24 protein-coding genes are annotated in these 22,152 nt (G+C 65.9%); 18 read left to right on the top strand and 6 right to left on the bottom strand.

What is annotated here, in order from left to right:
• The first annotated feature begins 77 nt into the window (after positions 1–77).
• Positions 78–1,460, top strand: coding sequence for an Nramp family divalent metal transporter (locus QX094_RS33720; protein WP_316175194.1), 1,383 nt, complete (start codon positions 78–80; stop codon positions 1,458–1,460).
• Positions 1,461–1,531: 71 nt separating this feature from the next.
• On the opposite strand, the gene QX094_RS33715 is transcribed toward QX094_RS33720, so the two are convergent.
• From QX094_RS33715 to hemB, 3 genes are all read right to left on the bottom strand, one after another.
• On the bottom strand, positions 1,532–2,308 hold the full coding sequence (locus QX094_RS33715) for an arginyltransferase (RefSeq protein ID WP_315711431.1): 777 nt from the start codon (positions 2,306–2,308) through the stop codon (positions 1,532–1,534).
• Positions 2,309–2,399: 91 nt separating this feature from the next.
• Entirely contained in the window at positions 2,400–2,933 is a 534-nt protein-coding gene (locus QX094_RS33710; RefSeq protein WP_316175195.1) for an RDD family protein, read from the bottom strand.
• Positions 2,934–3,127: 194 nt separating this feature from the next.
• Positions 3,128–4,189, bottom strand: coding sequence for a porphobilinogen synthase (hemB, locus tag QX094_RS33705; protein WP_315752921.1), 1,062 nt, complete (start codon positions 4,187–4,189; stop codon positions 3,128–3,130).
• 218 nt (positions 4,190–4,407) lie between these two features.
• Here hemB and QX094_RS33700 point away from each other — a divergent pair, with 218 nt between their 5' ends.
• The 13 genes from QX094_RS33700 to QX094_RS33640 all read left to right on the top strand — a co-directional run bounded on the left by QX094_RS33700 (position 4,408) and on the right by QX094_RS33640 (position 15,419).
• Positions 4,408–4,875 carry a DUF6163 family protein gene (locus tag QX094_RS33700; protein ID WP_315711435.1) on the top strand — a complete coding sequence of 156 codons (468 nt, stop codon included), beginning with the start codon at positions 4,408–4,410 and terminating at the stop codon, positions 4,873–4,875.
• A gap of 360 nt (positions 4,876–5,235) precedes the next feature.
• Complete coding sequence (gene ldtR / locus QX094_RS33695) at positions 5,236–5,748, top strand: transcriptional regulator LdtR (protein WP_008962376.1); 513 nt, start codon at positions 5,236–5,238, stop codon at positions 5,746–5,748.
• Between the two features lie 194 nt (positions 5,749–5,942).
• On the top strand, positions 5,943–6,158 hold the full coding sequence (locus QX094_RS33690; RefSeq protein WP_315711436.1) for a hypothetical protein: 216 nt from the start codon (positions 5,943–5,945) through the stop codon (positions 6,156–6,158).
• Positions 6,159–6,184: 26 nt separating this feature from the next.
• Complete coding sequence (locus QX094_RS33685; protein WP_315711437.1) at positions 6,185–6,406, top strand: hypothetical protein; 222 nt, start codon at positions 6,185–6,187, stop codon at positions 6,404–6,406.
• Between the two features lie 110 nt (positions 6,407–6,516).
• Positions 6,517–6,972, top strand: a complete 456-nt coding sequence (locus QX094_RS33680; protein WP_316165169.1) for a hypothetical protein — start codon at positions 6,517–6,519, stop codon at positions 6,970–6,972.
• 192 nt (positions 6,973–7,164) lie between these two features.
• Positions 7,165–8,469 (top strand): serine hydroxymethyltransferase, encoded by a 1,305-nt coding sequence (gene glyA, locus QX094_RS33675; RefSeq protein ID WP_316175197.1) that lies wholly within the window; start codon positions 7,165–7,167, stop codon positions 8,467–8,469.
• Between the two features lie 14 nt (positions 8,470–8,483).
• On the top strand, positions 8,484–8,969 hold the full coding sequence (nrdR, locus tag QX094_RS33670) for a transcriptional regulator NrdR (RefSeq protein WP_006612773.1): 486 nt from the start codon (positions 8,484–8,486) through the stop codon (positions 8,967–8,969).
• Positions 8,966–10,117 carry a bifunctional diaminohydroxyphosphoribosylaminopyrimidine deaminase/5-amino-6-(5-phosphoribosylamino)uracil reductase RibD gene (ribD, locus tag QX094_RS33665; protein ID WP_316175199.1) on the top strand — a complete coding sequence of 384 codons (1,152 nt, stop codon included), beginning with the start codon at positions 8,966–8,968 and terminating at the stop codon, positions 10,115–10,117. Before nrdR ends, ribD begins: the two co-directional genes overlap by 4 nt.
• Positions 10,117–10,725 (top strand): riboflavin synthase, encoded by a 609-nt coding sequence (locus tag QX094_RS33660; protein ID WP_315752918.1) that lies wholly within the window; start codon positions 10,117–10,119, stop codon positions 10,723–10,725. The genes ribD and QX094_RS33660 overlap by 1 nt, the downstream gene beginning before the upstream one ends.
• A 182-nt stretch (positions 10,726–10,907) precedes the next feature.
• Positions 10,908–11,399 (top strand): 6,7-dimethyl-8-ribityllumazine synthase, encoded by a 492-nt coding sequence (gene ribH, locus QX094_RS33655; RefSeq protein WP_316175200.1) that lies wholly within the window; start codon positions 10,908–10,910, stop codon positions 11,397–11,399.
• A 1-nt stretch (position 11,400) separates the two neighbouring features.
• Entirely contained in the window at positions 11,401–11,907 is a 507-nt protein-coding gene (nusB, locus tag QX094_RS33650) for a transcription antitermination factor NusB (RefSeq protein WP_315711446.1), read from the top strand.
• A 196-nt stretch (positions 11,908–12,103) separates the two neighbouring features.
• Positions 12,104–13,096 carry a thiamine-phosphate kinase gene (gene thiL / locus QX094_RS33645; RefSeq protein WP_316175203.1) on the top strand — a complete coding sequence of 331 codons (993 nt, stop codon included), beginning with the start codon at positions 12,104–12,106 and terminating at the stop codon, positions 13,094–13,096.
• Between the two features lie 202 nt (positions 13,097–13,298).
• Positions 13,299–15,419 (top strand): sodium-translocating pyrophosphatase, encoded by a 2,121-nt coding sequence (locus QX094_RS33640; protein WP_316188494.1) that lies wholly within the window; start codon positions 13,299–13,301, stop codon positions 15,417–15,419.
• A gap of 85 nt (positions 15,420–15,504) precedes the next feature.
• Here QX094_RS33640 and QX094_RS33635 read toward each other — a convergent pair whose 3' ends face one another.
• From QX094_RS33635 to QX094_RS33625, 3 genes are all read right to left on the bottom strand, one after another.
• On the bottom strand, positions 15,505–16,587 hold the full coding sequence (locus tag QX094_RS33635) for a DUF2336 domain-containing protein (RefSeq protein WP_316188493.1): 1,083 nt from the start codon (positions 16,585–16,587) through the stop codon (positions 15,505–15,507).
• A gap of 219 nt (positions 16,588–16,806) precedes the next feature.
• Positions 16,807–17,814 carry a tripartite tricarboxylate transporter substrate binding protein gene (locus QX094_RS33630; protein WP_315752914.1) on the bottom strand — a complete coding sequence of 336 codons (1,008 nt, stop codon included), beginning with the start codon at positions 17,812–17,814 and terminating at the stop codon, positions 16,807–16,809.
• A 156-nt stretch (positions 17,815–17,970) separates the two neighbouring features.
• A complete protein-coding gene (locus QX094_RS33625; protein ID WP_315711452.1) occupies positions 17,971–18,432 on the bottom strand; it encodes an outer membrane protein assembly factor BamE in 462 nt (153 codons plus the stop codon).
• Positions 18,433–18,561: 129 nt separating this feature from the next.
• On the opposite strand from QX094_RS33625, the gene QX094_RS33620 reads away from it, so the two are divergent.
• The 4 genes from QX094_RS33620 (at position 18,562) to QX094_RS33605 (ending at position 22,081) form a co-directional block, all read left to right on the top strand.
• On the top strand, positions 18,562–19,098 hold the full coding sequence (locus QX094_RS33620; protein ID WP_315711454.1) for a ubiquinol-cytochrome C chaperone family protein: 537 nt from the start codon (positions 18,562–18,564) through the stop codon (positions 19,096–19,098).
• A gap of 4 nt (positions 19,099–19,102) precedes the next feature.
• Positions 19,103–19,729, top strand: a complete 627-nt coding sequence (locus QX094_RS33615) for a DUF177 domain-containing protein (protein WP_316188492.1) — start codon at positions 19,103–19,105, stop codon at positions 19,727–19,729.
• A 319-nt stretch (positions 19,730–20,048) separates the two neighbouring features.
• On the top strand, positions 20,049–21,110 hold the full coding sequence (plsX, locus tag QX094_RS33610; RefSeq protein WP_315752912.1) for a phosphate acyltransferase PlsX: 1,062 nt from the start codon (positions 20,049–20,051) through the stop codon (positions 21,108–21,110).
• Positions 21,107–22,081 (top strand): beta-ketoacyl-ACP synthase III, encoded by a 975-nt coding sequence (locus tag QX094_RS33605; RefSeq protein ID WP_316188491.1) that lies wholly within the window; start codon positions 21,107–21,109, stop codon positions 22,079–22,081. The genes plsX and QX094_RS33605 overlap by 4 nt, the downstream gene beginning before the upstream one ends.
• The last annotated feature ends 71 nt before the right edge of the window (positions 22,082–22,152 follow it).

The following is a 22,152-nucleotide window of genomic DNA, read 5'->3' as shown; positions in this document are numbered from 1 at the left end:
TATGTGGCACCGCCACATGGGCAAGTCGCACTTGCAAGTAAGTTGCATTAAACGTCGGTTTCGTCCAGGATAGCGCCATGGACGCAAAATCGTCAGACCTTTCGCAGCTGCACGCCATGGTTCCGCCGAGCGACCGCCTGATGAACGGAGGCTGGCGCGGTGAGCGCGGCGATCCGTCTCTCGGCGACATGTTCGCGACGGTACGAACCGCGACAAAAGGGTCGCTCTGGCGCAAGCTGCTGGCCTTTCTCGGACCCGGTTACCTCGTCGCCGTCGGCTATATGGACCCCGGCAATTGGGCAACGTCGCTGGCCGGCGGTGCCAAGTTCGGCTACGTCCTGCTCTCGGTCGCGCTGCTGTCCAACCTGATGGCGATCGTGCTGCAGTCGCTGTGCACGCGGCTCGGCGTCGCCACCGGCCGCGACCTCGCCCAGGCCTGTCGCGACTCCACCCCGCGCTGGGTCTCGGTGCCGCTTTGGCTGTCGGCGGAGATCGCGATCACGGCCACCGACCTCGCGGAAGTGATCGGTACTGCGATCGGTCTCAGCCTGCTGTTCGGGCTGCCGCTGTCGATCGGCGTCTGCGTCACCGCACTCGACGTCTTCCTGATCCTGGCGCTGCAGGCGTTCGGCTTCCGCTGGATCGAGGCGTTCGTGGTCGCGCTGCTCGGCATCATCGCGCTGTGCTTCGCGATCCAGATCGCGATGGCGCAGCCGGACTGGGCCGAGGTGGTGAAGGGCTTCGTTCCCAGCGGACAGCTGATCGCCAATCCGGAGATGCTCTATCTGGCGCTCGGCATTCTCGGCGCCACCGTGATGCCGCACAATTTGTATCTCCACTCAGGCCTGGTCCAGACGCGCGGCTACGGCGACAGCCCAGAGGACAAGCGCGAGGCGATCACGCTCTCCACGATCGATTCCACCATCGCGCTGTGCCTGGCGCTGACCATCAACGCCTCGATCCTGATCCTGGCGGCGGCGACGTTCCACCGCACCGGACAACGCGACGTCGCCGAGCTTGACCAGGCGTATTCCTTCCTGGCGCCGCTGCTCGGGTCGACGCTGGCGCCGACGCTGTTTGCGATCGCGCTGTTGTGCTGCGGCCTGAATTCGACGATCACCGCGACACTGTCCGGCCAGATCGTGATGGAGGGCTTTCTTCACTGGCGGGTCGCGCCCTGGCTGCGCCGGCTGATCACCCGCATGATCGCAATCGTGCCGGCCGTGGTGGTGACGATCTGGGCCGGCGAGAAGGCGACCGGGCAGCTCCTGATCCTCAGTCAGGTCGTGCTCAGCCTGCAACTGCCGTTCGCCATCGTGCCGCTGGTGCTGCTCACCGCGAGCCGGGCCAAGATGGGGCAGTTCGTGGCGCCGCGCTGGCTGACGGCGATTGCGACCTTGATCGCGGTGGTGATCATCGCGCTCAATGCCAAGCTGGTGTGGGATCTGGCCACGGGCTAGAGGTGGCGCGCAGGGAGGAGCGAACAGGAGATTTCGAAGGACCTCTACTCCCCACTCGCTACTGCATCCCTCTAGTCCTGCGGCTCGGGTGCGATGTCGCCTTCGGCATCCACGCGCAGCCAGCCGGCAGCCGCGAGCCGTTGTTGCGGCAGATAGCGGCTCTTGTAGTCCATCTTCTTCGAACCCTCGATCCAATAGCCGAGATAGACGTAGGGCAGGCCCTGGCGCCGCGCCCGGGCGATGTGGTCGAGGATCATGAAGGTGCCGAGCGAGCGCGTGGTCTCCGACGGGTCGAAGAACGAGTACACCATCGACAGGCCATCGCTGAGCACGTCGGTCAGGGCGACCGCGACCAACTCGCCGCCCCTGGCGTTCGGACCGTTGCTCAGATTGCGGCGGCGGTACTCGATGATTCTCGTCTCGACATGGCTGTCCTCGACCATCATGGCGTAATCGAGCACCGTCATGTCGGCCATGCCGCCATGGCGATGGCGCTGATCGAGATAGCCGCGGAAGATCGAATATTGCTCGGAGGTCGGCACGGCGCTGCGCTGCTCGCCGACCAGATCGGAGTTGCGCGCGAGCACCTTCCGGAAGTTGCGCGAGGGGCGGAATTCGTTGGCGATCACGCGGACGGACACGCAAGCGCGGCACTGGTCGCAGGCCGGTCGGTAGGCGATCGACTGGCTGCGACGGAAGCCGCCATGGGTGAGAAGGTCGTTGAGATCGGTCGCCTTGTCGCCGACCAGATGCGTGAACACCTTGCGTTCCTGCCGGCCCGGCAGATACGGGCAGGGCGAGGGCGCGGTCAGGTAGAATTGCGGGGTGTCACGCGAATGCTGGGTCAAGGAACGTCGTGAGCCTCCGAGGCGATCATCAACAGAATTGCGCTCCGGAGGCGGCCGGTCAATCGCTTTTGCTGTGCCACCGGACGTCTCATCAGGTACGAGCCGGTTCAGTCACTTGCGAGCGCACGGACGTGTTGATCACGACGGTGCCGAGCACGAAATCGTGCAGCAGCCGGCGGCGGCTGTTGAACAGTCCGACCAGCAGCACGAGCGGCGACAACACCGAGACCGAGATCCAGAAGCAGACGGCATGCACGGCACCGAGCACAAAGTAGCCCGGCGCGCCGTACCAGGTCCGCACCTCCAGATCCATCACCCGCATGCCGATCGTCGCCGAGTTCGGCCCGCCGATCGTTGCGCCGTAGTAGACGATGGCCCAGATCACTGAAGCCGGCGACACCAGCCAGAACAACGCCCAGCCGAGACCCAGCGTGACCACGCCGAACACGGCAATGAAGATCACCGCCAGGATCACCGGGACCGAGAGCACCAGGAGATCGATCAGGAATGCGATCATCCGCCGCGTCAGCACGCCGCGAAACAATTCCGGCTGCTGATAGGGATCGTAGGCGTGCGGCCGAGGGCCGGGACCGCCATTGCTATCGCCTGAGCCCATATACGCCATGAATAAGCCCTCCGGATTGGCACCCAGCACATGGGAACCCGACTTGCGCTTGCAAGGGCCGTTCTTGCAGGAGGCGCGGCAAATTTCCGGCCATTTCGCGACTTCTGAGCCCTCTCCGCGACCCGGCGGTTCGCGCACGCGAAAGGATCGGCGTGCTCAAAGACCGGCGGGTCCCGAAAGATCCCAGCGCCTCCTCAACGCTGCTGCCGCAGCCGTTCGGCGGCTTGCGGGGCGAAATAGGTGAGCACACCGTCGGCGCCGGCGCGCTTGAAGGCCAGCAGGCTCTCCATCATCGCCCGATCGCCGTCGATCCAGCCATTGTTGGCGGCCGCCGCGATCATCGCGTATTCGCCCGACACCTGATAGGCGAAGGTCGGCATGCTGAACGTGTCCTTCACGCGCCTGACGACGTCGAGATAGGGCATGCCCGGCTTGACCATCACCATGTCGGCGCCCTCGGCGATGTCGAGCTCGACCTCGCGCAGGGCCTCGTCGCTATTGGCGCTGTCCATCTGGTAGGTGCGCTTGTCGCCAGTGAGCGTCTTGGCCGAGCCGATCGCGTCGCGGAACGGGCCGTAGAAGGCGGATGCATATTTGGCTGCATAGGCCATGATCTGCACGTCGAGGAAACCGGCTTGATCCAAAGCCTGGCGGATCGCGCCGACCCGGCCGTCCATCATGTCGGACGGCGCAATGATGTCGCAGCCGGCCTCGGCCTGGACCAGGGCCTGGCGCACCAGCACGGCGACGGTCTCGTCGTTGAGGATGCGGCCGTCCCGGATCAGGCCGTCATGACCGTGACTGGTGAAAGGGTCCAGCGCGACGTCGCAGAGCACGCCGATCTCCGGGAACTCCTTCTTGATCGCGCGCACCGCCTGGCAGACCAGGTTGTCCGGGTTGCAGGCCTCGGAGCCGTGCTCGTCGCGCAGCGACGGCTCGGTATAGGGGAACAGTGCGATGCAGGGGATGTCGAGCCTAACCGCGCGTTCGGCATCGCGGACGATCTCGTCGACGCTCAGCCGCTCCACGCCCGGCATCGAGGCGACGGTGCTGCGGGTCCGGTCGCCCTGCACCACGAACAGGGGCCAGATCAGATCGTCGGTGGTGAGCACGTTCTCGCGCACCAGCCGGCGGGCCCACTCGGCCTTGCGGTTGCGGCGGGGACGGATGGTCAGCTCGAGCGCCGGTGTCGGTGCAGTGGCCGGATTGCGCGCGGTGTCGCGCAGGTCGATCGGGCGGCCGAATTTGATCGCCATGGGTGCTGGCTCCTTGAGCTGGCCGGCGAGCCGGATTTGATTTGTTGTAATTCCAACAATCTGTAGCACTTCGGCCGTCGCCCGTCACTTGACCTGACGCAAGCGGCCCGGGTTGATTTCCGGCCCGGTTGCTTTCACGGTGCCGGCCGGCCAAGAATCGCCACGCTCCTGGTCTTGAGAGGCCCCAATGACGACCATCCTGTTCTGCTCGAGCCGCCATGGCTGAGATTCCCTCGGCGCGAGATCTGGCACGTGACAACGCCGCCATGTCGATTGCCGCCATGTCCTCGGATCGGCGCGAGAGCGACGACAATGTCTGGACGCGGCGGCTCGTGCTGTTCCTGCGGGTCATGGCCATGCTCTCGATCGCCAAGGGCCTGTACCACTGGGCCCAGGTGACCGGCTTCATCGGCGGCGAGGACGACGCGTTCGAAAACCAGGCGATGGCCTGGCAGGCTGCGACGGTCTATTTCGCGGTCATCGAGCTCGTCGCCGCCGTGGGCCTGTGGCTCGCCACGCCGTGGGGCGCAGTGGTGTGGCTCACCACGGTGGTGTCGATGGCGGTGATCGAGCTGATGTTCCCGGGCATCTACGGCGGCAATCTGCTGGTGGTCGCGGGCGAGGCAATCATGCTCGCCGCCTACCTCGTGCTGGCCTGGATGGCGGCCCGGGAGCGGCCACCATAGGTCGTGCGAAAAATTCGTTGCACGCTGTAAATCTTTTCAGCGCCATGCAAGTAATGTTTCGAACACCTTAAGAGCGCCTGCCACAGCTGTTACAGAGACCTTAGCGGCGCTACCCAAGCGTGTTTTGTAATGCGACAGGTGGGTGAAACAGAGCGCGAACATCGCGCCTCGACCGTCAACGGACTATTGCAAAAGCCTCTGTAATTACTGAATTAAAAGAGGATTCACTCTCCGCGATTCATTCTCTCTTTATGCTCTTATTTAAGGCGATCTTCAAAGCACGCCCCTTAAGTTCGTTCTATCAGACGGGACAAAAGTTTCGTCGAATAAGTCGACAAAAACGACGACAGGGGAAGTGTCATGATGAAAGCCGTTGCGACGGCCGTGGAGACTGCTGCGCCGGGCCAGGGCGGCACCGTCCAGTCGCTCTATCTGGAAGCTCTGACGCTGGTGGAGCGGCTGCATCGCCGCCTGCTCGACGTCATCAAGGACGAGTTCGACCGCCGTGGTCGTTCCGACATCAATTCGGTCCAGGCGCTGCTGCTCTATAACATCGGCGACAAGGAGCTGACCGCGGGCGAGCTGCGCACGCGCGGCTACTATCTCGGCTCCAACGTCTCCTACAACCTGAAGAAGCTGGTCGAGCTCGGCTTCCTCGATCACCAGCGCTCGCGCGTCGATCGCCGCTCGGTCCGCATCCGCCTGACCCCGCAGGGCCAGGAGATCCGCCGCATCGTCGACTCGCTGTATCAGAAGCACGTCAAGACCGTGGAGCAGGTCGGCGGCATTTCCAGCGAGGAGTTCTCGACGCTGAACAAGTCGCTGCATCGTCTCGAGCGGTTCTGGACCGATCAGATCCTCTATCGCCTCTGAGCAGGCCTCATCGTCTCGGTTGAGCCGGCTCCGACCTCGAGAGCCAAGACCGGACAGTCGTTGATCGTCTGGAAGTCGTTCTTGCGCCGGCCCCTTCGGCCGGCGCTTTTTCGTGTTCGTTTGGCAAAATCCCCGGTCCGAATTGGAACCAATCAAGGCTCCTGGGCTTATGTCCTTGGACCGGAGGTCGGACCATGCTGCACGATGCCGGAATGCAAGTCATGAACGTGGCGATGGTCGGCGATGCTTATGCCATCGCCTCCAACTATCTGCGTCTCTCTGGCGAGATGCCGGAGGAGTTCACGCCGAACGAAAGACTTGTCGACATCATCGTTCAACTGATTCACCGCGGAGAATTCAACAAGCTCAAGCTCGCCAACAAGGCGATTTCGATGTTCAAGTCTGCCTGACGGCCTGACGTTCAAGAGGGGATGATATGGAAGCCGCCATCGATCGCATCATGCACACCTACGACCTGCTGGCGAACCGCACCGCTGCGGCGAGCGACGAGGCGCGCCGCAAGGTGAGCGCCTACATCCAGACGCTGTTCGAAGCCGGCGAGCGCGACCCGCATCGTCTCACCGTGTGCGGCCTGACCTATCTTCGCCAGCTCGACGGTCGCGTCGATCCGGTGAAGGCGGGCTACACCGGCCTCTGATGTCTTCGGCGCGAGATTGCTCGCGCGACGCTTGCCTCATGATACCGACAACCTGTATGAGACCGTCCGGTTTCATGCAGGTTGTTTGTTTTTGGGGGCACATGTTCGGGATGTCACGCGTCGTTTTCGTACCGCTGTTGATGATCGCGACCTGCTCGCAGAACGAGACTCCGGCGATCGATGCGGCAGCGCCGGTGGCTGCGGCCGCACCGGTGATGGTAGAGAACCCAACCAAGGTCGGCGAATGCGCAGAGCGCACGATCGCCGAAATCGGCGTGTCCTACGCGGACGGTCCCAATGACCGGCTCCCGAGCAAGCGACCCAAGCCCGGCAAGGATCGCGGCAGCTATGTCCGGTACACCAACAAGGATACCCAGGTCTCTCGAGAGTGGAACGCGGCGCTGGCGCATTCCAAGGTCGGCGATCGCGTCCGGATGTGCCTGGTCTCGTTTCCCAAGGATTGTCCGCCCGGCGACAATCGCGGCCGCGTCCATGAGACCACCAATCTGAGAACGAACGAGTCCTGGACCATGCAGGATGATCCCCATATGTGCGGCGGGGCCTAGCGTCCAGCGCAGGTCTTTTGTCTGCCGCTCGTCCACCATATCTGGCATAAACGCCCGAGGGCGACCCCAACGGCTGGCCTGTCCCTTGGCCTGCCGCCGCCCGTATGGTAAGGGCAGGGGTCTTTTCCGACCGCCTTCACTGAACCGACCGCCGGCCGCCTAAGGCCTTGCGGACGTGGAGATATTCCGCCGATGACCGCTTCCAGCGCCAAGCCCGCTTCGTCCGTCGATTCCTTCTTTTCCGCCACCTTGGCCGAGGCCGATCCCGAGATCGCCGCCGCCATCAAGGGTGAGCTCGGTCGGCAACGGCACGAAATCGAGCTGATCGCCTCGGAGAACATTGTCAGCCGGGCGGTCCTCGAGGCCCAGGGCTCGGTGATGACCAACAAGTACGCGGAAGGGTATCCGGGCGCGCGCTATTACGGCGGCTGCGAATGGGTCGACGTCGCCGAGAACCTCGCGATCGACCGCGCCAAGAAGCTGTTCGGCGCCAATTTCGCCAACGTCCAGCCGAACTCGGGCAGCCAGATGAACCAGGCCGTGTTCCTGGCGCTGCTGCAGCCCGGCGACACCTTCATGGGCCTCGACCTCGCCGCCGGCGGCCATCTGACCCACGGCTCGCCGGTCAACATGTCCGGCAAGTGGTTCAAGGCCGCGCATTACACGGTCCGCCGCGACGACCAGCTGATCGACATGGATGCGGTCGCCAAGCAGGCCGAGGAGGTCAAGCCGAAGCTGATCATCGCCGGCGGCAGCGCCTATTCGCGCCCGTGGGATTTCAAGCGCTTCCGCGAGATCGCAGACCACGTCGGAGCCTACCTTCTGGTCGACATGGCGCATTTCGCGGGCCTCGTCGCCGGTGGCGTCCATGCCTCGCCGGTGCCGTACGCCCACGTCACCACCACCACCACGCACAAGTCGCTGCGCGGCCCGCGCGGCGGCCTGATCTTGTGGAACGACGAGCAGTTCACCAAGAAGTTCAACTCGGCGATCTTCCCGGGTCTGCAGGGCGGCCCGCTGATGCACGTGATCGCCGCCAAGGCGGTGGCGTTCGCCGAGGCGCTGCGGCCGGAGTTCAAGACTTACGCGAAGAACATCGTCGAGAACGCGAAGGCGCTGGCGGAATCGCTGCGCGCCCACGGCTTCGACATCGTCTCCGGCGGCACCGACAACCATTTGATGCTGGTCGACCTCCGGCCCAAGGGGCTGAAGGGCAACATCTCGGAGAAGGCCCTGGTCCGCGCCGGCATCACCTGCAACAAGAACGGCATCCCGTTCGATCCCGAGAAGCCGTTCGTCACGTCCGGCCTGCGCCTCGGCACGCCGGCGGCGACCACCCGCGGCTTCGGCGTCGCCGAATTCCAGCAGGTCGGCAGCCTGATCGCCGAGGTGTTGAACGCGATCGCGCAGGCGCCGGACGGCAGCGCGCCGCTGGTCGAAGCCGCGGTCAAGCAGAAGGTGAAGGCGCTGACCGACCGGTTTCCGATCTACCAGTAAGGCTTGAAGCCACAATGCGCTGCCCGAGCTGCAACAGCCTCGATACGCAGGTGAAGGACTCCCGCCCCACCGAGGATTCCTCGGTGATCCGGCGGCGGCGGGTCTGCGTCACCTGCAATTTCCGCTTCACGACCTTCGAGCGGGTGCAGCTGCGCGAACTGACCGTCATCAAGCGCAACGGCCGTCGCGTGCCGTTCGACCGCGACAAGCTGATGCGCTCGGTGCAGATCTCGCTGCGCAAGCGCTCGGTCGATCCGGAGCGGGTCGAGAAGATGGTCTCGGCGATCGTGCGCGAGCTCGAGAGTGGCGGCGAATCCGAGGTGTCCTCGGAGGCGATCGGCGAGATCGTGATGGAGCATCTGCGCGATCTCGACGACGTCGCCTATGTCCGCTTCGCCTCGGTCTATCGCAATTTCCGCGAGGCCAAGGATTTCGAGGCCGTGCTCGGCGAGCTCTCGGCCGAGGACGAAGCACCGCGCCTCGCGCCGGTCCGCAAATGATCTTCCGGGTTCTGGTCGATCAGGTCGGCGAGAAGCTGAAGGCGCAGAAGGACGCCGACCGCCGCTTCATGCAGCTGGCGCTGTCGCTCGGCCGTCGTGGGCTGGGGCGGACTTGGCCCAATCCCGCCGTCGGCGCTGTGGTGGTCAAGGACGGCGTGATCGTCGGCCGCGGCTGGACCCAGCCCGGTGGACGCCCTCATGGCGAGCCCGAGGCCTTGAAGCGCGCCGGCGAGGCCGCCAAGGGCGCCACCCTCTACGTGACGCTGGAGCCGTGCTCGCATTTCGGCAAGTCGCCGCCTTGCGTGGATGCGGTCATCGCCGCCGGCATCAGCCGCGTCGTCTCGGCGATCGAGGACCCCAATCCCGAGGTCGCAGGGCAGGGGCATGCGAAGCTGCGCGCCGCGGGTATTCAGGTCGAGGTCGGCCTCTGCTCGGCGGACGCCAAGCGTGATCATGCCGGCCATTTCCGCCGCATCCGCGACGGACGGCCGCACGTGATCCTGAAGCTCGCGGTCTCCGCCGATGACAAGATCGCAGCCGCCGGCAACAAGCCGGTGGCCATTACCGGCGAGGCAGCGCGGACCCGCGTGCATCTGCTGCGGGCCCAGAGCGACGCCCTCCTGATCGGGGTGCGCACCGCGATCGCCGACGATCCGCTGCTGACCTGCCGGCTGCCGGGCATGGAGGCGCGCTCGCCGGTCCGGATCGTGCTCGATCCGATGCTCCGCCTTCCGGCTGCGAGCCGATTGATGCAATCCGCACGCACGACGCCGCTCTGGCTCGTCGCGTCCGAGGTGGCCGAGCCGGCCACGGCGACCCGGCTGGGCGCCGCCGGTGCGCAGGTGATCCGTGTCCCGCCGCAGGCCGACCCGTCGGCGCTGGAGCCGCCGGCCGTGCTCAAGGCGCTGGCGGAACGCGGCGTCACGCGTCTGATGATCGAAGGCGGCAGCCGCGTCGCATCATCTTTCATGGCAAGCGGCCTGGTCGATGAGATCTGGCTCCTGCGCGGCCCCGGCGAGATCGGAGGTGACGGGATCGCTGCGCTGGACGCATTGCCGCTGACCGCAATCACGCAGTCGCCGGCCTATCGCGTTCGTGCTAGCGAGACGCTCGATCCCGATACCCTTACGATTTACGAGCGCGCCTAATGTTCACAGGCATCGTCACCGACATCGGCGAGATCGTCAGCCTGACGCCGCGGACCGAAGGAAAGCTGCATCGGCTGCGCATTGCCTGCCACTATGATCAGGCCGGCATCGCCGATGGCGCGTCGATCGCCAATAACGGCGTCTGCCTCACGGTCGTGCAGTCCGGCGTCACCGATGGAAAGACCTGGTTCGAGGTCGATGCCGCCGCGGAGACGCTGGCGCTGACCACCGCCAAGCACTGGCGCGTCGGCACGAAGCTGAACCTCGAGCGGGCGCTGAAGATCGGCGACGAGCTCGGCGGCCACATCGTCTCCGGCCATGTCGATGGCATCGCGACCATCGTCAGCCGAGAGAACCTGCCGGACATGGCGCGGTTCGTTTTCAGGACGACGCGGGATCTGGCGCGCTTCATCGCCACCAAGGGCTCAGTAACCCTCGACGGCGTCTCGCTCACGGTCAACACCGTCGACGAACTGGTCTTCTCGGTGCTGATCATTCCGCATACGCTGTCGGTCACCACGCTGTCGTCCTGGCAGGCCGGCAGCGAGGTCAATCTCGAGGTCGACCTGATGGCGCGCTATGCCGCGCGCCTCACGGAAATGAAGTAGCCTCGAAGGGGGCTTTCCGTCTTGGCTTTGCGGGCGCTCGCGCCTACAAGGCCAGCCCTCATGGCGAGGAGGCGCCGATGTGTCGTCTCGCAGCATGAGGCCGATTTCATCTCGCCCTTCGCGACGCGGCCGGATGGCCGCTCCATTGGGGCGAGGCACCTGAAGACAATGGAAACAGAACCATGGCAGACGCACGGCGCGCGCCGCTCAAAGACCAGACCGACATCTCCGGCGCCCGCGCGCTGATCGTCGAGGCCCGCTTCTACGATGACCTTCAGGACGCCCTGCTGGAGGGCGCCACCGCCGAGCTGAAGGCGGCGGGCGTGGGCTATGATGTTCTCACCGTCACCGGCTCGTTGGAGATTCCGGCGACTATTGCCATTGCGCTCGATGCTGCCGCGAAGGCCGGCAAGCCCTATGACCTCGCGATCGCGCTCGGCTGCGTCATCCGTGGCGACACCATCCATTTCGAGATCGTGTCGCAGGAATCCTCGCGAGCCCTGATGGATCTGTCGGTGGCGCGCGGCCTGCCGCTCGGCAACGGCATCCTCACCGTCAACAATGAGGACCAGGCGTGGGCGCGCGCCCGCGTCTCCGAGATGAACAAGGGCGGCGATGCCGCCCGCGCCGCGCTCGCCGTGCTGCGCATCAAACGCCGTCTGGCGCGAGGCTGACATGGCCGAGAGCAGCAAGCCATTCAAGGGCCCGGTCCGTGCCGGCGACCGCAAGGCCAATCGCCGTGGCGCCGCCCGTCTCGCCGCCGTGCAGGCGCTCTACCAGATGGACATCGCGGGCGCCGGCATCAACGACGTCCTGGCCGAGTTCGAGAGCCACTGGCTCGGCAACGAGGTCGAGGGCGAGCAGTATCTGCCGGCCGAGGCCGCCTTCTTCCGCGACATCGTCTCCGGCGTGGTGCGCGACCAGACCAAGATCGATCCGGTGCTCGATACGGCGCTGGAGCGCGGCTGGCCGCTGCAGCGGATCGAGGCGATCTTGCGCGCGGTGCTGCGCGCCGGCGCCTATGAGCTGGAGCGGCGCAAGGACATTCCGGCGCGGGTCGTCGTGTCCGAATATGTCGACATCGCCCATGCCTTTGTCGAGCGCGACGAGACCGGCATGGTCAACGCCGTGCTGGAGCAACTCGCCCGGCAATACCGCGCCGACGAGATGGGGCCGAAGTAGCGATGGGCGGCGCCGGAGCACGATCGCTGCGAACCGGCGCGATGCCAGTCTCTTTCCTCGACTGTCATCTCCCGCGACGGGGGGTGATCCCGTATTCCACAGACGTTCAAGGGATAGGGAAGGGCCGCGGCGTACTGGATCCCCCGGTCGAGCCGGGCGATGACAGCAGAGTGTGCAAAGTGTGGGGGACGAGCGCGTGACCCGCGACGCCTCCGGCGAAGATTCCCTGATCGCCCGCTACTTCAAGCCGCTGGCGACCGACCCCGGCGCCTTCGGCCTCGTCGACGATGCCGCGATCATTCCGGCCAATGGTGACGACATCGTCGTCAAGACCGACGCCATCGTCGAAGGCGTCCATTATCTCGCCAACGATCCCCCCGACACCATCGCGCGCAAGGCGCTGCGGGTGAACCTGTCCGATCTCGCCGCCAAGGGTGCGGTGCCCGCCGGCTTCGTCCTGACGCTGGCGCTGCGCGAGAAGGACGACGCGTGGCTGTCGGAGTTCGCGCGTGGCCTCGGCGAGGACGCGGCGGCGTTCGGCTGTCCGCTGCTCGGCGGCGACACCGTGTCGACGCCCGGTCCCGTGATGATCTCGATCGCGGCTTGGGGGAGGGTGCCCAGGGGCCGGATGGTGCATCGCTTCGGCGCGCGTCCCGGCGACCGGGTGATGGTGACCGGGACCATCGGCGACGCCTTGCTCGGCCTGCGCATCCTGACGGGCACAGCCGAGGCCACGGCGCTGGCCGACGATGCCGCCGCGCGGGATATGCTGATCGGCCGTTATCGCACGCCGCAGCCGCGCAATGCACTGGCCGCGGCCGTGAGAGACTGCGCGACCGCCTCGATGGACGTCTCTGATGGCCTCGCAGGCGACCTGACAAAGCTCTGCGCCGCCTCTTCCGTGAGCGCCGACATCGCGCTGTCCGATATTCCACGATCGCCGGCAGCGGCGAAGCTGCTTGCTGTCGGGGCCGCGCAGCTTGAAAGCATGATCTCCGGCGGCGACGATTACGAGATCCTCTGCACTGTTCCCGCAGCGCAATGCGCAGCGTTCCGTGCCGCAGCCGAGACGGCGGGCGTTGCCGTCACCGACATCGGCGCCATCGTCGAAGGGGCGCGAGCCCCGCGCTTCCTGGACGGGCAGGGCCGTCCCGTCACACTGACGCGGTTGTCCTTCAGCCACTTCTGACACCTATTTGCACCGCACAATGCGACCAAAGAAGCGTCTGAATTTGGAGCGGTTCAGGCGTCGCGGCGTTGCGTCATCATGGCGATTTTGGCAAGCTTCATGATGTTCGAGGCGGCTCCGCCCGGAGCGGCCTGACAGGGGGCGTGCGTCGCACCATCGCGGCGTGACGTAGTTAGAAAAAGCAAAGAGCCGAGGAAACTAAATGTCAGCTTTATGGGTGATCGTGCTCTGCGGAGCGCTGTCGATCGTCTATGCGATCTGGGCCACACAATCGGTGCTCAGCGCGGACGCCGGCAATGCGCGCATGCAGGAAATCGCGGCGGCCGTGCGTGAGGGCGCGCAGGCCTATCTTCGCCGCCAATATACGACGATCGGAATCGTCGGTGTCGTGATCTTCGTGCTCCTTGCGTATTTCCTCGGCATGCTCGTCGCGATCGGCTTTGCGATCGGCGCGATCCTCTCCGGCGCGGCCGGTTTCATCGGCATGAACGTCTCGGTGCGCGCCAACGTCCGCACGGCACAGGCGGCCATCACCTCGCTCGCCGGCGGCCTGGAGCTCGCCTTCAAGGCCGGCGCCATCACCGGTCTGCTCGTGGCCGGTCTCGCGCTGCTCGGCGTCACCATCTATTTCGGCATCCTCACCGGCTTCATGAAGCTCGCACCCGACAGCCGCACCGTCATCGACGCACTGGTCGCGCTCGGCTTCGGCGCCTCGCTGATTTCGATCTTCGCCCGTCTCGGCGGCGGCATCTTCACCAAGGGTGCCGACGTCGGTGGTGACCTCGTCGGCAAGGTCGAGGCCGGCATTCCCGAGGACGATCCGCGCAACCCCGCGACCATCGCCGACAACGTCGGCGACAACGTCGGTGACTGCGCCGGCATGGCCGCCGACCTGTTCGAGACCTACGCGGTGACCGCGGTCGCCACCATGGTGCTGGCGGCCATCTTCTTCGCCAAGTCGTCGCTGCTGGCGAACATGATGACCCTGCCGCTCGCCATCGGCGGCATCTGCATCATCACCTCGATCGCCGGCACTTTCTTCGTCAAGCTCGGCGCCAGCCAGTCGATCATGGGCGCGCTGTACAAGGGCCTGATCGCGACCGGCGTGCTCTCGCTCGGCGGCGTCGCGCTGGCGATCGGGTGGCTGATCGGCTTCGGCAAGCTCGAGGGCGTCGACTACACGGGCACGGCGCTGTTCGTCTGCGGTGTCGTCGGCCTCGTCGTCACCGGCCTGATCATCTGGATCACCGAATACTACACCGGCACCGACTTCCGCCCGGTGAAGTCGATCGCGGCCGCCTCGGTCACCGGTCACGGCACCAATGTGATCCAGGGCCTCGCCATCTCAATGGAGTCGACTGCGCTGCCCGCGATCGTCATCATCGCCGGCATCCTGGTCACCTACAGCCTCGCCGGCCTGTTCGGCATCGCGATCGCGACCACGACGATGCTGGCGCTGGCCGGCATGATCGTCGCGCTCGACGCCTTCGGCCCGGTGACGGACAACGCCGGCGGCATTGCCGAAATGGCCGGCCTGCCCAAGGAGGTCCGCAAGTCGACCGACGCGCTCGACGCAGTCGGCAACACCACCAAGGCGGTCACGAAGGGCTACGCGATCGGCTCCGCCGGTCTCGGCGCCCTGGTGCTGTTCGCGGCCTATAACCAGGACCTGCAGTTCTTCATCGCGGATTCGGCGCACCATCCCTATTTCGCGGGGATCAAGCCGGACTTCTCGCTGAACAACCCGTATGTCGTGGTCGGTCTGCTGTTCGGCGGCCTGCTGCCGTATCTGTTCGGCGCGATGGGCATGACCGCGGTCGGCCGTGCCGCCGGCGCGATCGTCGAGGAGGTGCGCCGCCAGTTCCGCGAGAAGCCCGGCATCATGCAGGGCGCCGACAAGCCGGATTACGGCAAGGCCGTCGACCTGCTGACCAAGGCGGCGATCAAGGAGATGATCATTCCCTCGCTGCTGCCGGTGCTGTCGCCGATCGTCGTCTACTTCCTGATCTACGCGATCGCAGGCGGTGGCGCGGCCGGCAAGTCGGCAGCGTTCTCGGCCGTCGGCGCCATGCTGCTCGGCGTCATCGTCACCGGCCTGTTCGTCGCGATCTCGATGACCTCCGGCGGCGGCGCCTGGGACAACGCCAAGAAGTACATCGAGGACGGCCATTTCGGCGGCAAGGGCTCCGATGCTCATAAGGCTGCGGTCACCGGTGACACCGTCGGCGATCCCTACAAGGACACCGCGGGCCCCGCGGTGAACCCGATGATCAAGATCACCAACATCGTGGCCCTGCTGCTGCTGGCGATCCTCGCGCATTGAGGCGCGCCGACGCGTCTTGACGAGCGAAGACCCCGCGGCGCGAGCCGCGGGGTCTTTTCATGAGGCTGTGTTGTTTGGTTGTTTGCTACTCGGCCGCGCGCTGCCGCGTCCGATAGCTCTGCAACGTGCTCTGCGCCATGCGCGGCTGCAGCTGCGAGAAGCTCGCCAGATGCTGGTCGAGCTGTGGGCGTGCGCTGCCGCTGGCGCTCGCCTGCATGAACAGCAGCGTCGTCGTCGTGACCCAGGACAAGTCGAGCGCCTTGGCGAGCACCAGGAGCTGGTCCGGCTGGTTGCGCACGAAGGCGCGCTCGACCACGTCGAGCGGCAGCTTGCACATCAATGACAGCGCCAGCGTGACCTTGTCGAAGCTGGCTTCCTTGGCGAAGCCGTGCAGTTGCGCCTCGTGGAGCTGGCCGGTCGCGTGCAGCAGCTCGACATAGTCCCTGGCGGTGACGAAATCGGCCGAGCGTGTCCGCGCGGCGGCATGCAGATGATCCGAAGCCTGCGCCACGGCGAGCTCGACGATCTCGGTCCGCGCCGCGTCGGCGCTGGCGAGCTGGCTGCGCACCGCGTCGGAGGCTTCGACGAACAGCCGAACCAGCACCTCGCGTGGGCTGTCGGGCCGGCTCCAGAGTTTCAAGGCGAGGCCGGGATCGTCGGACGCCTTCGTCACCAGGCCGGAGAAGCCGTGATCGGAGAAGCGCGCGCCGCCATTGTTGGCGGTGTTCGAAACGACGGCCTGATTGCCGCGATCGACCAGAACGTCGGTGACGGATTCGGTGAGGAGCTTGCGGTCGGAGATCGCAAGCAGATGCTCCTGGCCCCGGGTCTGCGCGGTCGCGACCAGGGTCTCGTCGTCGAGCCGGTCGCTCCGGCGCAGCACGGGACCGGCCACCGCGATGGTCTCGTCGCTGGCGAGCAGCCGGAGCAGCCGCGGCGGTGCATCAGGCAGGACCGCGAGCCGGCTGCCGAGCTGCGCCCGCGCCGCAATGGCGACGTTGTCGAGCAGCTTGGACAGCACGTGGTCGAACAGATCGACATGTTCTTCGGTGAACTTGCCCGAGCCCACCACGAACAGGTCGGTGACGCGCTCCAGGATCTCGGCGCGCCGGGAGACGTAGCGGCTGGCGAGAATGTCTTCGAGCTGATGGAGGACGCTGTTGGGCAAGGCACGGCTCACGCGATGGACGACGCCGACGCCTGCCCCTCGGACGATGATCGGACCGCATCCACGCGAGGTTGTCGGCCCGGCATCCGCCGACGGTATCTCGCAACCAGATCAAAGACACGCGGCCGCCATCTATCGCATCATCCCGCTTAAGGTGCCGTTACACCACGACCCCCCATTCCAATGCTCCGCCGAGACGCGGCGCCGCCGGGCCCAGGGCTATTTCACGTCCATCTGCAGGCCTTCCTTCTGGATGATCGACGCGAATTTGGCTGTCTCGGCTTGGACGAAGTCGCCGAACTGCTGCGGCGTGCCGTAATCGGCCCGCGCGCCCATCGCGGCGATATTCTTGCGGATGTCCTCGCGCTCCAGCATCGCCTTGACCTGCAGGTTGAGCGCGCTGACGATCTCGGGCGGGCAGGCCTTGGGCAGGAATACGCCGAACCAGGACGAGACGTCGAACTTGGCCAGCTCCGGCGCGCTTTCGCGCATCGTCGGCAGGTCAGGCGCATTGGCGCTGCGTTCCGGCGTGGTGACGCACAGGCCAGTCAGCTTGCCCTCCTGCACCTGCGGCAGCGATGGAAACAGATTATCGAACAGAATCTGAATGTCGCCGGCGAGGGCGGCCTGCAGCGCCGGGCCGGCGCCGCGGAACGGAATGTGCGTCATCTTCAGCCCGGTGAGCTGCAGGAACCAGGCGCCGGTCAGATGCGGGCTCTGGCCGACGCCGGACGAGGCGTAGTTCAGCTTGTCGGGATTGGCCTTCAGAAAAGCGATCAGCTCCGGGATCGACTTGAGGCCGGTCGAGGGATGCGCCGAGACGATGTTGGGGATGCGGATCATGTTGGAGACCGCCTGCAACTGATCCGGCTTGTAGGCGAGGTTGCGGAAGATCGAATAGGCGATCGCGTTGGGACCGGGGTTGCCGATCAGGACCGTATGGCCGTCGCCCTTGGTGTTGCGCGCGACCTCGGCGGCGCCGATCGTGCCGCCGCCGCCGGAGCGATTCTCGACCACCGCCGATTGTCCCCACGCCGTCTGCAGATGCGCGGCCAGCAAGCGTCCCATCACATCGGTGCTGCCGCCGGGCGCGGCGGGCACGATCAGCTTGACCGTCTCGGTCGGACGCCAGTCGGCGAGACTCGCGCGCGGCAGGATGGCGGCTGTGGACAGCGCGGCGGCTCCGGACAGCAGCTTGCGGCGCGACAGCGCGATACGAAGAGCCAATGATTCCTCCCTGCCTGTGTTTTGCGGCAGGGTAGGGAAGATTGCGGCGCCAGAGCAAGCAGGCGAATGGCGCACGAGCTGCGCCAATCAGCGCAGTTCACCGGCTTTGTGCCGTCACCCGGAAACATATTCCGGACCGCGGCGATCGGGCCCGGATCAGTTGAAGCTGAGCAGCTTGAACAGCGGCGTCAGGTAGCTGAGCTCCTGGCCGGAGGTCGGCGTCGTGCGGCTGACGAAGTCGAAGATCTTGCCGTCCTTCATGCCGTAATTGGCGAGGCGGCGGACCTGGCGGTTCTTGTCGAAATAGATCGCAATGACGCGCTGATCGACCACCTTCTGGTTCATGAAGGCAACCGGGCGCTCGGCTCGCTGGGAGATGTAGTAGAATACCTCGCCGTCGAGTGTCGCCACCGTCGAGGGCGTGCCCATCACGATCAGCACCTGGTCCTGGCTGGCGCCGATCGGGATCTGCTCCAGCGCGCCCGGCGGCATGATGTAGCCCTTCTGGAACTGCTCGCCGGTGCAGGCGCCGAGCGCCAGGCAGGTCAGCGCGATCGCACCAAGGGTGCGCAGACGGGAGCTCAAGCCACGGGAGAGCAGGCGGGCAGTCGTTCGCATTGTCTGGGTCATCTTCTTCAGATCGGATCCCGTCCCCTTGCGTCGGGCAGGGCGTTGACGTACCGGGCAAACTTGCGGATTGCAACATGCCCCTGAACAGGGTCAGGGAAACTCGACCGCGGAACCGTCATGCTCTGGCCATTCAACCATCTCAGGAAATCCCGACCGTCCCCGCGCGGGACCATCGAGCCGATCTATGGCACGATCGTGGCACAAACCCGAGACCCGTTGTTTTATAGACACTTGAATGTCCCTGACACGGTCGACGGGCGGTTCGATCTGCTGATTCTGCACCTCTGGCTGGTGCTGCGGCGGCTGCGCGGGGTGGGATCGGACCTGTCGCAGGCGCTGTTCGACCGGTTCTGCGACGACATGGACGACAATCTGCGCGAGATGGGGGTGGGGGATCTCACCGTGCCCAAGCGGATGCAGAAGTTCGGCGAGGCGTTCTATGGCCGCACCGCCGCCTATGACCTTGCCTGGTCCGAGAGCGAGGCCCGGCTGGCGGACGCATTGCAGAAGAATATCTTGAACGGGGAGCATCCGGACAGCGCGGCCGGACTTGCCGCCTATGCGGCGCGGGTGGCCGCGCACCTCGCCGCTCTCGACGACAACAGGCTGCTCGGCGCCGGCTGGAGCTTCCCGCGGCCGGTTCAGCAGGACTAGCGACATGACCAGAAACAGAGACACCTCGCGCGAAACGGCGCGAGACCCTTCCAAGGACCCCTGGCGGGCACCGCCGGTGATCGTGGCGCAGATTCCGGATGCCGGCCTGCATCGCGAGATCGAGGCCGACGAGGCCACGCGCAACGCGCTCGCCGCGATTGCCGATCTGCGCGAGGTCATCTCGGCCCATGCCTCGTTCGACGTCGTCCAGAAGCGGGACGGCAAGGTGCATGTCGAGGGCCGTGTGCAGGCCCGGATCGGTCAGACCTGCGTCGTCACGCTGGATCCGATCGAGATCGAGATCGACGAGCCGATCGACCAGATGTTCGCCCCGCCGGAGCAGATTCCGGAGCTTGCCGATCTGGTCGAGGACGATCCCAACAGCGAGGTGGAGACGGCCGATCCGCCGGAGCCGATCATCGGCGGGCAGATCGATCTCGGCCGGCTCGCCGCCGACGCGCTGCTCCTGGGGATCGATCCCTATCCGCGCAAGCCGGGCGCCGTGTTCGAGCAGCCGGTGGCTGCGGCCGCCGAGCCGGAGGACCATCCCTTCGCGGCGCTGAAGGCGCTGAAATCGGCAGATGCCGCCGGGCCGGGCGCGGTCAAAGCGAAGAAAACGGGTGAGGATTGACGCGCCGTTGGGCAGGCCGGAAACGATCGATCCTGTCACAAAGCCTCTCGAAATCCTCTCAAGCTGCTGATTTCGATGGCAAAGGCGGGTCCCTGCCGGCCCCGGCCCGGCGCGGCGGTTGCAAAATGCATCGCTCCCGGGAGGTTGTTTCGACACGGAGAGACGCTATTGTCGCGCCCGGGTCGGGGTGCGACGAAAAGGCCCGGACGGCCTCTGGCCCGTCCACCGGCCGCGCAATGCCTCTGAACGACCGCCAAACACGGCCAACTAAGTCAAGGCCAAGACGAGACAAAGCTCGAGATCAGGTTTCCGGGACGTCATGCCTCAAAAGGTTCGAATCGCGCTGGACGCCATGGGCGGGGATTTCGGCGCGGCCGTCGTCATCCCCGGTGCCGCGATCGCGCTGAGCCGCCATCCGGATGCAGAGTTTCTGCTGTTCGGCGACAGTGCCAAGATCGTTCCCGAGCTCGACCGGCATCCGCGGCTGAAGGCGGTCTCGCGCGTCATTCACACCGATGTCGCCGTCAGCATGGAGGACAAGCCGAGCCAGGCGCTCCGGCGCGGCCGCAAGACCTCGTCGATGTGGCTCGCGCTCGAGGCGGTGAAGAAGGGAGAGGCCGACGTCGCCGTGTCCGCCGGCAATACCGGCGCGCTGGTGGCGATGGCGCGCTTCTGCCTGCGCACGCTGGACGGGATCGACCGGCCGGCTCTGGCCGCGATCTGGCCGACCGCGCGCGGCGAATCGGTGGTGCTCGACCTCGGGGCAACGATCGGCGGCGATGCCCACCACCTCGTCGCGCTGGCCGTGATGGGCGGCGCGCTGGCGAGCGTGCTGTTCAACAAGCCGAGGCCGACCGTCGGCCTTCTCAACATCGGTGTCGAGGAGATCAAGGGCCATGAGGAGATCCGCGAGGCGGCCGAGCAGCTGCGCGCGATGAACCTGCCGCAGCTCGATTATATCGGCTTCGTCGAGGGCGACGGCATCGGGAAGGGCGCCGCCGACGTGGTCGTGACCGAAGGCTTCAGCGGCAACATCGCTTTGAAGACGGCCGAGGGCACCGTCCGCCAGGTCACGGACTTCCTGCGCGGCGCGATCCAGGCGAGCTGGCTTGCCCGGATCGGCTATCTGTTGGCTCGCGGCGCCTTCGCCGCTTTGCGGGCCCGGCTCGACCCGCGCAAATCCAATGGCAGCGTGGTGCTCGGCCTCAAGGGCATGGTGGTCAAGAGCCACGGCGGAACCGATGCCGAGGGCTTTGCCTCGGCGGTCAGGGTTGGCTATGAGATGGCCCGCTACGATCTCCTGACCAAGATCAATCAAACACTCAATCCCGACGGCGGCGCGCCAGCGTCCGAACCCGTCGCCCAGGAGGCTGTCTCGTGACAATTCGTTCGGTCGTGCTCGGCTGTGGCTCGTACCTCCCGCAGCGGGTCGTGACCAATGCCGAGCTGGCAAGCCGCATCGAGACCTCGGACGAGTGGATCGTGCAGCGCACCGGCATCCGTGAGCGCCACGTCGCAGCCGACGGCGAGTTCACCTCGCATCTGGCGATCAACGCGGCCCGTGCCGCGTTGGCCGCGGCCGACGTCGATCCGCAGTCGATCGATCTGATCGTGTTGGGCACCTCGACCCCGGACAACACCTTTCCGGCGACTGCGGTGGCGGTTCAGGACGGGCTCGGCATCCATCATGGCGCGGCGTTCGACCTGCAGGCGGTCTGCTCGGGCTTCGTCTTTGCGCTCGCGACCGCCGACAATTTCCTGCGCAGCCGCTCGTTCAAGCGTGCGCTCGTGATCGGCGCCGAGACCTTCTCGCGCATCCTCGACTGGAACGACCGCACCACCTGCGTGCTGTTCGGTGACGGCGCGGGCGCGCTGATCCTGGACGCCCAGGAGCAGGGCGGCACGGCAGCCGATCGCGGCGTATTGACCACGCATCTGCGCTCCGACGGCCGTCACAAGGCCAAGCTCTATGTCGACGGCGGTCCGTCCTCGACCCAGACCGTCGGGCATCTGAGGATGGAAGGCCGCGAGGTGTTCAAGCACGCCGTCGGCATGATCACCGACGTGATCGTCGACGCCTTCGATGCCACCGGCCTGTCGGCCGAGACCATCGACTGGTTCGTGCCGCACCAGGCCAACAAGCGAATCATCGACGCTTCGGCGCACAAGCTGCACATCGCGCCGGAGAAGGTTGTATTGACGGTCGATCGGCATGGAAATACCTCCGCTGCCTCGATCCCGCTGGCTCTCGACGTGGCCGTCAAGGACGGCCGCATCAAGAAGGGCGACGTGGTCTTGCTGGAGGCGATGGGCGGCGGCTTCACCTGGGGCTCGGCTTTGGTGCGCTGGTGAGCCTGCCGCGCGGCGGGATTACGCCTGAGATTGGCACTACGGCCTGTACTTCTATTCACGCTGCTGTTGAC

Source organism: Bradyrhizobium sp. SZCCHNS1050 (assembly GCF_032484785.1).
GTDB lineage: Bacteria > Pseudomonadota > Alphaproteobacteria > Rhizobiales > Xanthobacteraceae > Bradyrhizobium.
The sequence above is the reverse complement of the archived record's forward strand: the minus strand, read 5'-3'. Positions and strand labels throughout refer to the sequence as shown.